Annotated in this window: 11 protein-coding genes; 5 read left to right on the forward strand and 6 right to left on the reverse strand. The window is 71.0% G+C overall.

Annotated elements, in window-relative coordinates; genetic code table 11:
• Positions 1-74: 74 nt before the first annotated feature.
• Positions 75-3,218 carry an efflux RND transporter permease subunit gene (locus HNR00_RS13205; RefSeq protein WP_183569980.1) on the forward strand — a complete coding sequence of 1,048 codons (3,144 nt, stop codon included), beginning with the start codon at positions 75-77 and terminating at the stop codon, positions 3,216-3,218.
• A 165-nt stretch (positions 3,219-3,383) separates the two neighbouring features.
• Here HNR00_RS13205 and HNR00_RS13210 read toward each other — a convergent pair whose 3' ends face one another.
• The 5 genes from HNR00_RS13210 to HNR00_RS13230 all read right to left on the reverse strand — a co-directional run bounded on the left by HNR00_RS13210 (position 3,384) and on the right by HNR00_RS13230 (position 9,353).
• Positions 3,384-3,905, reverse strand: coding sequence for a GNAT family N-acetyltransferase (locus tag HNR00_RS13210; RefSeq protein ID WP_312886050.1), 522 nt, complete (start codon positions 3,903-3,905; stop codon positions 3,384-3,386).
• 5 nt (positions 3,906-3,910) lie between these two features.
• Positions 3,911-4,309: a response regulator gene (locus HNR00_RS13215; RefSeq protein WP_183569982.1), complete on the reverse strand. Its 399-nt coding sequence runs from the start codon at positions 4,307-4,309 to the stop codon at positions 3,911-3,913.
• A 102-nt stretch (positions 4,310-4,411) separates the two neighbouring features.
• On the reverse strand, positions 4,412-7,177 hold the full coding sequence (locus tag HNR00_RS13220) for a PAS domain S-box protein (RefSeq protein ID WP_183569984.1): 2,766 nt from the start codon (positions 7,175-7,177) through the stop codon (positions 4,412-4,414).
• Between the two features lie 271 nt (positions 7,178-7,448).
• Positions 7,449-8,210 carry a Crp/Fnr family transcriptional regulator gene (locus HNR00_RS13225; RefSeq protein ID WP_183569986.1) on the reverse strand — a complete coding sequence of 254 codons (762 nt, stop codon included), beginning with the start codon at positions 8,208-8,210 and terminating at the stop codon, positions 7,449-7,451.
• A 291-nt stretch (positions 8,211-8,501) separates the two neighbouring features.
• Entirely contained in the window at positions 8,502-9,353 is an 852-nt protein-coding gene (locus HNR00_RS13230) for a glycoside hydrolase family 25 protein (RefSeq protein WP_183569988.1), read from the reverse strand.
• 200 nt (positions 9,354-9,553) lie between these two features.
• Here HNR00_RS13230 and HNR00_RS13235 point away from each other — a divergent pair, with 200 nt between their 5' ends.
• Entirely contained in the window at positions 9,554-10,006 is a 453-nt protein-coding gene (locus HNR00_RS13235; protein ID WP_183569991.1) for a DUF488 domain-containing protein, read from the forward strand.
• Positions 10,007-10,262: 256 nt separating this feature from the next.
• On the opposite strand, the gene HNR00_RS13240 is transcribed toward HNR00_RS13235, so the two are convergent.
• Positions 10,263-11,486 (reverse strand): FAD-dependent monooxygenase, encoded by a 1,224-nt coding sequence (locus HNR00_RS13240; RefSeq protein WP_183569993.1) that lies wholly within the window; start codon positions 11,484-11,486, stop codon positions 10,263-10,265.
• 267 nt (positions 11,487-11,753) lie between these two features.
• Between HNR00_RS13240 and HNR00_RS13245 the strand changes: the two genes are divergently transcribed.
• The 3 genes from HNR00_RS13245 (at position 11,754) to HNR00_RS13255 (ending at position 13,289) form a co-directional block, all read left to right on the forward strand.
• Positions 11,754-11,966: a hypothetical protein gene (locus HNR00_RS13245; RefSeq protein WP_183569995.1), complete on the forward strand. Its 213-nt coding sequence runs from the start codon at positions 11,754-11,756 to the stop codon at positions 11,964-11,966.
• Positions 11,963-12,208 carry a hypothetical protein gene (locus HNR00_RS13250; protein ID WP_246390595.1) on the forward strand — a complete coding sequence of 82 codons (246 nt, stop codon included), beginning with the start codon at positions 11,963-11,965 and terminating at the stop codon, positions 12,206-12,208. Before HNR00_RS13245 ends, HNR00_RS13250 begins: the two co-directional genes overlap by 4 nt.
• Positions 12,209-12,314: 106 nt before the next feature.
• Positions 12,315-13,289, forward strand: a complete 975-nt coding sequence (locus tag HNR00_RS13255) for a quinone oxidoreductase family protein (RefSeq protein ID WP_183569997.1) — start codon at positions 12,315-12,317, stop codon at positions 13,287-13,289.
• Positions 13,290-13,294: the final 5 nt, after the last annotated feature.

Here is a 13,294-nt window from a genome sequence, read left to right on the forward strand (position 1 = left end):
GAACACGCGTCACGCCAAGACGTTGCACGCGGACCCTTCACGGCCCCGCTCAAATTCCGGAGATGGCCCGGCCCATGTTCGCCACCTTCGTCGACCGGCCGATCCTGGCGGGCGTGATCTCGGTCATCATCACGACCATCGGCATCGTCGCCGGGCTGACCCTGCCGGTGGCGCAGTACCCGGAGATCGCGCCGCCCGTCGTCAACATCCAGGCGACCTATCCGGGGGCGTCCGCCCAGCAGGCCTACGAGTCGATCGCGATCCCCCTGGAGCAGGAGATCAACGGGGCCCCGAACCTCATCTACATCCAGTCGACCTCGTCCGCCGACGGCAGCGTCTCGGTCGACGCCACCTTCGAGGTCGGCTCGAACCTGGACGCGGCCGCCGCCGAGGTGCTGACCCGGTCGAGCCGGGCCGAGGCCAAGCTGCCGCAGGCGGTGCGCGACCAGGGCCTGGAGATCCAGAAGTCCTCGCGCCAGCGGCTCGGCAACGTCGTGCTCTACGCCGACGAGGGCACCGGCTTCGACGAGCTGTTCCTGGCCAACTACGCCGAGACGCAGGTGATCAAGCCGCTGCGCCGCGTCACCGGCATGGGCCGCATCCTCAACTTCTCGAACATGCGCTACGCCATGCGGGTCTGGCTCGACCCGGCCAAGATGGAAGCGCTCGGCATGGCGACCGAGACCGTGCTCCAGGCGATCCAGGCGCAGAACGCGCAAGTCACCACAGGCTCGCTCGGCAAGCTGCCGATGGACCGGGCCACGCCGTTCGAGCTGCAGCTCGTCACCAAGGGCCGTCTGGTCAAGCCGGAGGAGTTCGCCAACATCGTGCTGCGGGCCAATGCCGACGGCTCGGTGGTGCGGGTGGCCGATGTCGGCCGGGTGGAACTCGGCTCCGAGCAGTACGGCGTCACCTCGAACTTCGACGGCAAGCCCTCGGCCACGCTCGGCATCTTCCAGAACCCCGACGCCAACGCGGTGGAGGTGATGAACGGGACGCGCGAGACCATGGCGGACCTCGCCAAACGGTTTCCGCCCGGGCTGCACTACTCGATCGCGCTCGATTCCACCGAGTTCGTCAAGGAGGCGATCTACGAGGTGGTGCGCACGCTGGTCGAGGCGATCCTGATCGTCACCGTCGTGACCTACCTGTTCCTCCAGAACTGGCGCGCGACGCTGATCCCGACCATCGCCGTGCCGGTGGCGCTGATCGGCACGTTCGGGCCGATGGCGCTGCTCGGCTTCTCGTTCAACACGTTGAGCCTCCTCGGCCTCGTCCTGGCGGTGGGATTGGTGGTCGACGACGCCATCATCGTCGTCGAGAACACCGAGCGGCTGATGGCGGAGGGGCAGGAGCCCAAGCCCGCCGCGCGGGAGGCGGTCAACGAGGTCGGCGGGCCGGTCATCGCCACGACTTTGGTGCTCGCCGCCCTGTTCGTGCCGGTGGCCTTCATTCCGGGGCTGACCGGCCAGCTCTACAACCAGTTCGCGCTGACCATCGCGATCTCGGTGCTGATCTCGGCCGTCGTCTCGCTGACGCTCACGCCGGCGCTCTGCGGCCTGCTGCTGCGCCCGCACGAGCCGGGGCACCGCCGCCCGTGGTGGCAGCGCCCGCTCGACTGGTTCAACACCGCCCTGGAGCGGGCGGCGGGCTTCGTCGTCGCCGCCATCGGGTTCCTGTCCCGCCACGTCGTGCTGACGCTCGTGGCCTTCGCGCTGTTCGCCGGGGCGACGGTGCTGCTGCTGATGCAGCGCCCGACCGCCTTCGTGCCGGAGGAGGACCAGGGCTATCTCTACGCCGAGGTGGCGATGCCGCTCGGCGCCTCGGTTCAGCGCACCGAGGCGATGAACGCCCGCTTCGGCGAGGTGTTGCGCGCCCGCGACGACGTGGATCATACGATCGGGGTGTCCGGCCGCTCGTTCCTCGCCGACACGGTGGCCCCGTTCTACGGCTTCAACATTCCCGTCATGAAGCCCTGGGACGAGCGAAAGACCACGGTCAACGACCTGATCCGCGACATGGAGGAGCGGTTCAAGCACGACCCCGACGGGCAGGTGCGCATCGCCAACCCCTCGCCGCTCCCCGGCCTCGGCAGCCGCGGCGGCCTGACCCTGGAGATTCAGGACCGCTCGGGCAATGGCGGCCTCGGGCTCGCCAAGACCGCCGCCGAGTTCATCGAGAAGATCAAGGCGCTCCCCGGCGTCAGCGGGGCGACCTCGACCACCGAGTGGGGCGTGCCGCAGATCCGCCTCGACATCGACCGGGCCAAGGCCGAGCAGCTCGGCGTGCCGCTGTCGCGGCTGTTCGAGGCGCTCGGCACCTATGTCGGATCGAGTTTCGTCAACCTCTTCAACCGCTTCGGCTTCGTCTATCAGGTCTACGTCCAGAGCGAGGCCTCGGGCCGCCGCCTGTACCAGGATCTGGAGGCCCTGACCGTGCTGAACGCGGAAGGCCAGCCGGTGCGCCTCGGCTCGCTGGTGCAGGCGAAGTTCACCACCGGGCCGACCGCGGTCCTGTCCTACAACACCTATCCGGCGATCGAGGTGGCGATCACCGTCGAGGCCGATTCCTCCTCCGGCACGATCCTCGAAGAGGTCGAGCGCCTGTCCTCCGAATTGCCGCGCAACTTCTCGATCGAGTGGACCGAGGTGGCCTATCAGGAAAAGATCGCCGGCAGCTTCGCGCCGCTGATCTTCGGGCTCGGCGTGTTCATGATCTTCTGCTTCCTCGCCGGGCAGTACGAATCGGTCCGCCTGCCGCTCGTGATCCTGCTGGCGACGCCGCTCGCCATCTTCGGCGCCGTCGGATTCCTGGCGCTGCGCGACATGCCGCTCGACGTGTTCGGGCAGATCGGGCTCCTCCTGCTCGTCGGCCTGGCGGCCAAGAACTCGATCCTGCTCGTCTCCTTCGCCGAGGAATTGCGGGCCAAGGGCGAGGACGCGCTGGAAGCCGCCAAGCACGCCACGCGGATGCGGATGCGCCCGATCCTTATGACCTCCTTCGCCTTCATCCTCGGCGCGGTGCCGCTGGCCATCGCCAGCGGGGCCGGGGCCAACGCCCGGCTGTCGATGGGCACGGTGGTGATCGGCGGCCTCGTGGTGGCCACCATCCTGACCCTGTTCGTCACCCCGGTCTTCTACATCGCCGCCGAGCGGCTGCGGGGGGACACGAAGGGCAAGGCGGAAAGTGGGGAGGAGCGAGCGGTCCCGGCGCAGTAATTTTTGGGATTCCGCCGATGCGCCATCCCACCCACACCTTCATCCTGAGGTGCGGAGCGTAGCGGAGCCTCGAAGGAGGGCTCCAGGGATCGCGCGACTTCTGGAGCCCTCCTTCGAGGCCGCTTCGCGGCACCTCAGGATGAGGGGTTGGGTGGGATGAGCCGGTCAGACCGGTTCTGATATCCCAGCGGTCATGTACCGGGCGCCGTCGCCGTAGCTCGACAGCTTTTCCCGCAAGCCCGGATCGTCGTCCGCCTCGAAGCCGAGCCCCGACCACAATCCGACGGTGCCGTACACCGAGACGCAGGCGAGATGCGCAACCCTGAGCGCCCGTGCCTGCGCCGTGAGGATCGCGACGTACCGGGCCGCGGCCCGCTGACCGCGCGCCCTGGGAAGAATCGCGACGTCGTGGACGTAGAGGCAGGTCGGCGACGGCGGCAGCGTGGTCAGGAAGGCGTCGAGAGGCGGGACGTCGCGCAGGGCCCACGGATGCGCCAACCCGTATCCGACGATCTGCCCCTCGCGCACGAGCTTCAGGCAGGTCGCGGGCCAGAGGTCGCGTTTCTCCGCGAGCACCGCGGGCCGCTCCGGCAGGCCGGCATGGATCAGGCCCGCGATCCGATCGACCTGCGCCATGTCGGCCACCTGCAGCGGCTGCCAGTCCGCCGCCGGTCTCGGTGTGATCACGCGGGCTATCCCCCCAACCCCTCCCGCATCGTCCGCGCCAGGGCCGCCCCGAGGGGTTTGGCCGAAAACCGCGCGTCGCAGGGCAGGGCGTCCGGTTCCGGGTTCGGACCTGAGGAGACCGCCACCAGGGCGAGGCCGGGCCGGAGGCGGGCGATGGCGTGGACCAGGGCGAAGCGTCCGTCCGGATCGGACAGGTCGGCGTCGATCACGATGAGGCGCAGCTCGGGATGGCGCTCGATCTGGCGAAGGGCGGTCGGCCCGTTCCAGGCCTCGATCACCTCGAACCCGGCCTCCGCCACGCAATCGGCCGTCTCGATGCGCTGGATCGCGTCGCCCTCGACGACCAAGGCGAGCGGGCGAGCGCCGTCACGCGAAACGGGGGACGGGGAAACGGGTTCATCCATCGGGGCTCCTCGGCCGAGTCACTGCGACAAACGGCGAGAGGCCGGTTCGTTGCCCCCGAGGATGCGGAAAATGTCGTTGCCGGCCGGCGGGCCAAATAAAATTTACTCCTTCTCCAGGAGCCCTTCGAGCGGCGCGGTGATGCGGCAGACCACGCCGTCGGGGGCATAGTCGGTCCGGGTCTCGCCGCCGACGGCGCCGGAGAGGCCGCGCTCGATCAGGCGCGAGCCGAAGCCCTTTCGCGTCGGCACCGTGACCGGAGGGCCGCCGCGCTCGGTCCAGATCATCCGCACGAGCGCGTCCGGGCCGCTCCCGTCCTCGATCGTCCACTCCACGGCGACGCGCCCGCCGGGCACCGAGAAGGCGCCGTACTTGGCGGCGTTGGTGGCGAGTTCGTGGATCATCAGCGAGAGCGAGAGCGCGGCCTTCGGGCCGACCTCGATCGGGGGGCCCGACAGGCGGATGCGGTCCGGCTCGCCGTCGTCGTGGATGGCGAGCGCGCCGGCCAGCACCGCCTCCAGCCCGGCGCCCTCCTCGCCCTCTCCCGAGAGCAGGATGTCGTGCGCCTTGCCGAGCGCCACGAGGCGGGCGACCAGCGCATCCTTGACCGAGCGGACATCGGTGACGTTGCGCAGGGTCTGCGAGGCGATGGCCTGGGCCATGGTCAGGGTGTTCTTGAGGCGGTGGCTCAGCTCGCGGTTGAGCACGCGCTGCTGCTCCTCGGCCTGGAGCCGGGCCAGCGCCGCCCAGACCCGCTCGGCCACCTCGCGCACGAAGCCGACCTCGCCCGCCTCCCAGGCGCGGGGCGCCGCGGCGTGGGCGAAGAGCAGGCCGACGAGTTCACCGCGGCGCAGCAGCGGCACCTTGATCTGGGCGCGGATGCGGTGCTCGGCATAGCTTCCCCGGTCCGGGGCCAGACCCGGATCGGCGGCGATGTCGGCCACGACCAGAACCTCGCCCCGCCGCAGGCGCGCCACCGTCGCCGCGACCATGTCGAGCGGATGGGTTCCGGCAAGGCTCGCCACCGTCCCGTCGGTCCGGTCGCGCTCGATCCGGAAGCGCCCCGCGCCGGTCTCGATGGCGGTGTAGCCCGCCCGCGACAGGCCGAGCGTCTTCCCGAGAATCTCGGCGGCGATCCCCGACACCTCGGCGGTGTCGGCGGCGTCGCGCAGGCGGTCGCCGAGTTCGATCAGGGCGCGCTGGCGCGCCTCGAGCCGCTTCTCCTCGGTGATGTCCTCGATCATCGCGGTGATGAGGAGGCCGTCGCCGTTCACCTGCGAGACGAGGTTGACCCGGCCCCAGATCAGGCGCCCGTCCTTGCGGCGGTAGCGCTTCTCCAGGGTCTCGCGCATGATCTCGCCGGCCGCCAGCCGCCGGTGCAGGCGGTCGCGCTCTTCCACGTCCTCCGCGGGCGTCCACTTGGCCACCGAGTGGCCGAGGATGTCGGCTTCCTCCGCGCCCCAGATCGCGCAGAGCTTGGCGTTGACCTCCAGGGCGACGAGCGTGCGCGGATCGATCTGGACGATGCCGACATTGGCGCCCTCGAACACCGCCCGGAGCTGGGCCGCGACGCGGTTGCGCTCGGTCAGGTCCAGCATGGCGCCGATCATGCGCAGGGGCTCTCCGCGGGGTCCGCGCACCATCGAGCCGCGGTCGAACACCTCGGCGTAGGAGCCGTCGGCGCGGCGGAAGCGGTACTCGTGGCGCCAGTCGTCACCGCCGCGATCGATGACGCCGCGGATGTCGGCCTCGACCCGGGCGCGGTCCTCGGGGTGGACGCGCTCCAGCCACCAGCCGCCGGTGGGCTCCACCGTCTCCGGCGCCCAGCCATAGGCGTCCTCCAGCGCCTCGTTCCACAGCACGTGGTCGGTGACGAGGTCCCAGTCCCAGATCGCGTCGTTGGTGGCCCGCGTGGCGAGCCGCAGCCGCTCCTCCGTGGCGGCGAGCGCTCCTTGCGCGGCGCGCTCGGCGGTCACGTCGCGCACGGTGCCGACGAAGCGGATCGCTCGCCCCCCCTCGCGGACGAGGGCGCCGCGGGCGGCGACGCGGTGGAGCAGGGCGCCGTCGCGGGCCACCGTGCGGTACTCGCAATCGAACAGGCCGGAGCCGTCGGGATCGAGGGCGGCGCGGACGGCGGCGTCGGCCCGTGCCCGGTCCTCCGGATGGAGGCCGGGCAGGAAGCTGCCCTCGTAGCTCACGGGCGCGTCCGGGCCGACCCCGAACAGGGCGCGGGTGCGCCCGTCCCAGCGCAAGCTCCCCGCGGCGAAGTCGTAGTCGAAGGTGCCGATGCCGGTCGCCTCCACGGCGAGCCGCAGGCGCAGTTCGCTCTCGGCGAGCGCGGCGATCTCCGCCCGGCGCGACAGGGCCGCCCGGCGCAGCGCGAACGTCGTCATCACCGAGCGCGCGAGCGCGGCGAGCCCCGCGGCTTGCGCCGGGCTCAGGCCCTCGGGCCGGGGCGCCGTGTCGAGCACGCACAGGGCGCCGATGGCGACGCCCTCGGGCGTGATCAGCGGCGCGCCCGCGTAGAAGCGCATCCCCTTCGCCCCCGTGACCAGGGGGTTGGCGCGGGTGCGGGCATCCGCGGCGAGATCGGGGATGACGAGGACGTCGGTCAGGCCCAGAGTGTGCGAGCAGACCGAGCGGTCGAGCCCGGTCTCGGAGGCATCGAATCCGAGCCGCGCCTTGAACCATTGCCGGTCCTCGGTGACGAGGCTGACGAGCGCCGTCGGCGCGGCGCAGAGCTGCGCGGCGAGCGCGACCGCGTCGTCGAAATCCTGCTCGGGCGGCGTGTCGAGGATGCCGTAGCGCGCGAGCGCGGCGCGGCGCTCGGCCGGCCCGGTCGCGACGGGGGCGTCAGGCGGTCGGCTCATCGCCGCCGCCGGGCTCGCTGTCGAGCGCTCTGTCGATGAGGAGGTCGTGCCGCAGGGCCTGCTCCGTGTCCTGCCGCGTCGTCATCCCCTCTCCCCGTGGGTTCGGCGACCCGGCCTTCCTTCAGGAAACGGCCCTGCCCCCGGATCGTTCGGCGAACGTTCCTGGGCTTCGGAGCATCGGCCCGAACGGTGGTCGCCGGCTTTCGCAAACATGCCGATGCGGCACGAGAACCCGGACCGTCGCCCTGGATATCGAATCCAGGGCGATGGTCTAGGTGGGCGGATCGATCGCGACAAGGCGACCATTCGGACCATAGACCGCCCCGAGCACCGTCTCGAAATGACGTTTGACGCAGGCGTGGCACTCGCAGGCCACCGCCTCGGTCTCGGCCCGGTCCACGATGGTGATGCGCCCGCGCCCGACCTCGATCAGCCCCTGCTGCTGCAGCATCCGCAGGATGCGCGTCAGGTAGGTGCGCTGGACGCCGAGCATCGCCGCGAGCGATTCCTGGGTGATCGGCAGCACGTCGCTCTCCAGCCGGTCCTGCAGGGTCAGGAGCCAGCGCAGGCAACGCTCCTCGATCGGGTGGAGGGCGTTGCAGGCGACCGATTGCAGCACCTGCGCCAGCAGGCAGTCGGAGTAGCGGGTGAACAGGTTGCGCAACGGTTCCGAGCGGCGCTTGGCGTCCTGAAGCCGGGCCGAATCCATCCGCAGCATCGGGCCGGCGATCTGAACCATGGCGTGGGTCGAGGCGGGCAGGCCGCCGTTGCTGACCACGCCGCCGACCGCGCCCTCGCGGCCGATCGTGGCGGTCTCGGCGCTGCGCCCGTCGATCATCGAGATCAGCAGCGTCACGACCGTCTGGTCGATGGGGAAGCTGATGAAGTCGACCTCGCGCCCGGCCGCGAACAAGGTGGCGCCGCGCGTATACTCGACCCGCTCGACGTAGGGCAGGAGCAGGGCGCGATCCTCGGGACGCAGGGATCTCAGGAGGAGGTTGCCTTCGAAGCAGCGCTCCAAGTCCGAAGGCATGAAAAGGCTCGAATCCGTCGGGTGGTGCGGCGCTTCCGGAGTCGTGCCCGATCCTGTCGGATCGGATCACGCCCCCGGATCCTTGCGACGCGCTTCGTGCCGACGAACCGGCAACCACTTCGTCGCGAAGCGCTCCTAGCGCGAGCCCCGACATGACGTCTGTCTACAAGTAGACAAATCTGCCGCTGGGCTCGGAAAAATCCTGCGCCGCGCCGCTTCTGATCGCGTTCGATAAGCTTGGGCGCGGACCGGTCGACAACATATGTTGTCCCCACCCCTCCCGACGCGAAGCTACTTGGCGCTGCACAGCCCCTGCGAGGCGAGGTGGCGATGGTCGCGCGGGTCGCAATCGGTGGAGAGGAAGGAGGCCCACTCCTTCGGGCTGCCGTAGAAGGCGTTGCGGTCCACGTCGCCGCGCACGCCGGGCACGCGGCCGGTCGAGGTGAACTGCCACAGCATCCACTTGCGGTTGGCGTAGCGCTGCTCCGGCTCGGCCGCGGTGGAGCGGACCCAGTGGGGATAATCGGGCAGCTCGTCCTCCAGCACGTCCTTGTGGAAGGTGATGTCGGTGTAGATGATCGGCCGCTTGCCGGTGTAGCGCTCCATCTCCTCCAGCATGTAGCGGGTCATCGCGAGCGCCTGGGCCTTGGGCAGCTTCTTCGGGCACTTGGCCGAGTGGCCGTTCCACTCCACGTCGAGCACCGGGGGCAGGGCAGTCGGATCGTTCGGGACGTTGCGCTTGAACCACGCCATCTGGTCCTCCGCCGAGCGGCACCAGAACACGAAGTGGTAGGCGCCCCGCGGCACGCCGGCCCGGCCGGCCCCGTCCCAGTTCTCGCGGAACCGCTCGTCGACGTGGTCGCCGCCCTCGGTCGCCTTGATGAAGGCGAACTGCGTGCCCGCGCCCTTCACCGAGGCCCAGTCGATCGGGCCCTGCCACTTCGAGATGTCGATGCCCTGGATCGGGTGGTTCTTGGCCTTGGCCACGCCCGGATGGGGCTTCACGTCGCCCTTGGTCGGGTAGAAGTCGCTCTGCGAGGCGCAGGCCGCGAGCCCGGACAGCAGGGCGGCGGCGAGCCCCCGCTTCAGCCAGGCGCGAGGAGCCGTGGCGCGCTCAGAGGTGTATTCGGTGTCCTGCGACATCGATGGCCCGCCACTTCCCGCGTGCGAAATCAATGGGTATTCGATGCCCCGCGGGCGGTTAACAGAGCTTTGCCAGCATTGCGGCGGATTTCCGGAAGCCGTTGCAAACCGGGCACATAGGCCGGCTTGAGGCCGCCTCCGGCGGCGTGGGGGCCGGCGCTAATTCGTTCCGCAGCCTCGGAGTTTCGGGCGAGCCGTCCATGCGCAACACTCTGTTCACCATAGGATACGAAGGCTTGGCGCCGGAGCGCCTGCACGCCGCGCTGACGGAGGCGGGGGTCGGCGTGCTCGCCGACGTGCGGGCGGTGGCGAACTCCCGCAAGCGCGGTTTCTCGAAGGGGGCGCTGAAGGCCGGATTGGAGGAGGCGGGCCTCGGCTACGAGCACTTTCGCAGTCTCGGGACCCCGAAATCCGGCCGCGAGGCCGCCCGCGCCCACGACGCCGGACTGATGCGCAAGATCTACTGCGAGGAGGTGCTCGACACCGCCGACGGCGGCCTCGCCCTCGACGGCCTCGCGCAGCTCGCCGCCCGCACCCCCACCTGCCTGCTCTGCTTCGAGCGCGACCCCGCCCGCTGCCACCGCCGGGTGCTGGCCGAGCGGTTGGCGGAACGGGGGTTCGAGACGGTCGATCTCTACGGCGATTTTTTGTAATTCTTTTCTAATTCTCAGCGTCTTGCGGCACGCAGCGAGCGTTCCGCGCACCCCCTCTCCCCGCACGCGGGGAGAGGGCTTTGCCGACCTTGCCGTCGGCAAAGCGAGGCGGCAGCCGAAGGTGAGGGGGCGCATCCGGGTGTGCCCGATCCTGAGATACCCCCTCACCCTCGCTCCGGCTTCGCCTCCGCTTCCTGCCTGCACGACAAGATGCAGGCAGGCCTCTCCCCGCCCGGCGGGGAGAGGGGAAAAACCATCAGCGCATCAACCGCGGCGCCCCGAGCCGCGGCTGCACGCCCTCGCGCATGACGAGGCGGCGCAAGGGGGCGACCGAGGAGAGGACGACGAGACCGAGGCCGCGCAGGGCATCGACCGGCACGAGGTCGGTCAGCAGCGAGCGGTTGAGCATGTCGACCGCCGCCCCGCGCAGGCGGGCGTCGATCCCCCGGCTCCGGGCGAAGCCCGCGAGCGAGGCGGGAATCCCCGGATCGCGCCCGGCCTCGCGGGCGGAGAGGACCGCGTCGCGGAGCGCCGCGGCATCGCGCAGGCCGAGGTTGAGTCCCTGCGCCCCGATCGGCGGGAAGACGTGGGCGGCCTCGCCGACCAGCGCGAGCCGCTCGGCCACCGGGCTTGCCACCGACAAGCCCCGCATCGGCACGAGGCCGCGCGGCCCGTCGATCCGCATCGCGCCGAGCATCGAGCGGGCCTGATGCTCCACCGCCGCCGCGAGCGCGGCATCGTCGAGGCCGGACAGGCGCTTGGCCGCCCGCTCGCCCGTGACCCAGACGAGGCTGGAGCGCTGCCCGCCCGGCAGGGGCACCAGAGTGAAGGGCCCGTTGCGGGTGTGGAACTCGGTGGAGACGTCGCGGTGGGGCCGCTCGTGGGCGAGCAAGGTCGTCAGCGCCGCCTGCGGATAGGACCATTCGCGGGTGCGCAAGCCCGCCGCCTGCCGCAGGGGCGAGCGGCCTCCGTCGGCGGCGACGACGAGCTGCGCCGCCAGACTCCGCCCATCCGCCAGGGTGAGGAGCGCGGCGCCCTCGGTGCGCTGCATCCCGGTGGAATTCGCTTCGAACAGGGTCAGGCCGGGGGTGGTGCGAGCCTGCCGCCGCAGGGTCTCGACCAAGCGGGCGCTCTCGACGTTCCAGCCGAACGCGTCGAGGCCGATCTCGGCCGCGGAGAACCGGGCGGGCGGCGGGCGAAACAGGCTGCCGGTGTCGTCGACGAGATGCATCTCGGCGAGCGGCGCCGCGTGCGGGGCGATCTCGGCCCAGGCGCCGAGCGCGGTGAGCAGCCGCACCGAGCCGTCGAGCAGCGCGACGGTGCGCCCGTCGGCCACCGGCGCGTGGCGCCCGACCAGGGCGGTCGCGACGCCGTCGCGGGCGAGCGCCAGGGCGGCGGCGAGCCCCACCGCCCCGGCGCCGACCACCGCCGCCTCGAAGCGCGGCGGGAGGGGGGGGAGGGGGGAGGGCGGGACCGTCACGGTGAAGGAGACTCCTCGGGGCGGCGCGCCGGGAGGGGCGGCCGCCTGTTCCTACAGAGGCTGCGCCGGGGCCGGGTCAAGGGCGGCGCCCGCCCCGTGCGACGGCCTGGGCCAGGCCGCGGCGGCGACAAGACGACGCGATGACATGAAACCAAATCGCCCCACGCGCATTGCCAAACAAATGTTGGTCCGTCTCAGACCATCCCAGTGGGTGCCGGACGCAACGCATCGTCGAACGGCGCGAGACACACGTCTGAGGGGGCGTTCGTGCGGAAATTCATCATAGCCCGACCCGAGGCCGCCTCGGGTGATTTCGGCTCTCCCTACGATCCCGTGCTCGCGGGCGTGGCGCAGGGCCTGTCCCACCTGTTCCCGCCGATCCGCCAGGCGCGCCCGCCCCGTGCCGACGCTCCGGCCGGCGACGGCCCTTCGGAGGTCCCGCGCACCGGCGCGGCGGCGAGCGGGGGAGGGCGCGGATGAGCGGAGGTGCGTCAGGCATGCGGCCCGACCTGATCGACCAGCACATCGCGGCGATGACCACGGCGAGCACCAACCTGCTGCGGCAGATGCGCGACGAGGGCCTGCGCTACCGCGTGATCGTGCGGCCCGAGGACACCGCGACGATGCACGTCCACGTCCACCAGCTCACCCCGGAGATCGCCGAGCGCATCCACCGCTGCCTCGCCGGCATCGGCATGCGCGTCGACGTGCAGGAGGGATAGGCGAGGGGACGAATCCCGCTCCAACCTCACAAAGGTGCTTGCCGATGGCGGCGCGCCCGATATCTCCCGCCCGTAAGAGGGCGGGCGACAGGACGGAGCGAACACGATGCCGAAGGCGATCCGGGTGCACCAGTACGGCGGCCCCGAGGCGATGGTCTACGAGGACATCCCGACGCCGGAGCCCGGCCCCGGCCAGATCCGCGTCCGCCAGACCGCCATCGGCGTCAACTTCATCGACATCTACTTCCGCTCCGGCGCCTACAAGGCGGCGTCCCTCCCCTTCACCCTCGGCAAGGAGGGCGCGGGCGTGGTCGATGCGCTGGGCGAGGGCGTCACCGATTTCCGCGTCGGCGAGCGCGTCGCCTATGCCGGCGCCGTCGGCACCTATGCCGAGGAGGTCGTGGTCGACGTGAAGGGCGTGGTCCACGTGCCCGACGCGGTTCCCGACGAGACCGCCGCCGCGATGATGCTCAAGGGCCTCACCGCCCATTACCTGCTGCGCCTGACCTACCGGGTGCAGCCCAGCGACACGATCCTGTTCCACGCCGCCGCCGGCGGCGTCGGCCTCATCGCCACGCAATGGGCCAAGCACCTCGGCGCCACCGTGATCGGCACCGTCGGCACGCCGGAGAAGGCGGAGTTGGCCAAAGAGCACGGCTGCGACCACGTCATCCTCTACCGCGACGAGGATTTCGCCGCCCGCGTGAAGGAGATCACGGGCGGGAAGGGGGTTCCGGTGGTCTACGACGGCGTCGGCAAGGCGACCTTCCCGGCCTCGCTCGACTGCCTCGCGCCCCGCGGCGTCTTCGCCAGCTTCGGCTCGGCCTCCGGCCCGATCGAGGCCTTCGACATCGGCATCCTGGCGGCCAAGGGCTCGCTCTACGCCACCCGCCCCACCCTCTTCACCCACATCGCCACCCGCGAACAGCTCGACGCCAACGCCGCCGAGCTGTTCGAGGTCGTGGCGAGCGGCGCGGTGAAGATTCCGATCCATGCGCGCGCCAAGCTCGCCGACGCCGCGCAGGTGCATCGCGATCTGGCGGATCGGCAGACCACCGGTGCCACGGTGATGACGCCGTGAGGCCG

The sequence above is a fragment of the Methylorubrum rhodinum genome, assembly GCF_014199935.1.
In the GTDB taxonomy this organism is placed as follows: domain Bacteria; phylum Pseudomonadota; class Alphaproteobacteria; order Rhizobiales; family Beijerinckiaceae; genus Methylobacterium; species Methylobacterium rhodinum.

Coding starts and splice junctions, on each gene's coding strand:
- HNR00_RS13205 (WP_183569980.1), top strand. CDS start 75: ATGTTCGCCACCTTCGTCGACCGGCCGATCCTGGCGGGCGTGATCTCG.
- HNR00_RS13215 (WP_183569982.1), bottom strand. CDS start 4,309: ATGGATGAACCCGTTTCCCCGTCCCCCGTTTCGCGTGACGGCGCTCGC.
- HNR00_RS13220 (WP_183569984.1), bottom strand. CDS start 7,177: ATGAGCCGACCGCCTGACGCCCCCGTCGCGACCGGGCCGGCCGAGCGC.
- HNR00_RS13225 (WP_183569986.1), bottom strand. CDS start 8,210: ATGCCTTCGGACTTGGAGCGCTGCTTCGAAGGCAACCTCCTCCTGAGA.
- HNR00_RS13230 (WP_183569988.1), bottom strand. CDS start 9,353: ATGTCGCAGGACACCGAATACACCTCTGAGCGCGCCACGGCTCCTCGC.
- HNR00_RS13235 (WP_183569991.1), top strand. CDS start 9,554: ATGCGCAACACTCTGTTCACCATAGGATACGAAGGCTTGGCGCCGGAG.
- HNR00_RS13250 (WP_246390595.1), top strand. CDS start 11,963: ATGAGCGGAGGTGCGTCAGGCATGCGGCCCGACCTGATCGACCAGCAC.
- HNR00_RS13255 (WP_183569997.1), top strand. CDS start 12,315: ATGCCGAAGGCGATCCGGGTGCACCAGTACGGCGGCCCCGAGGCGATG.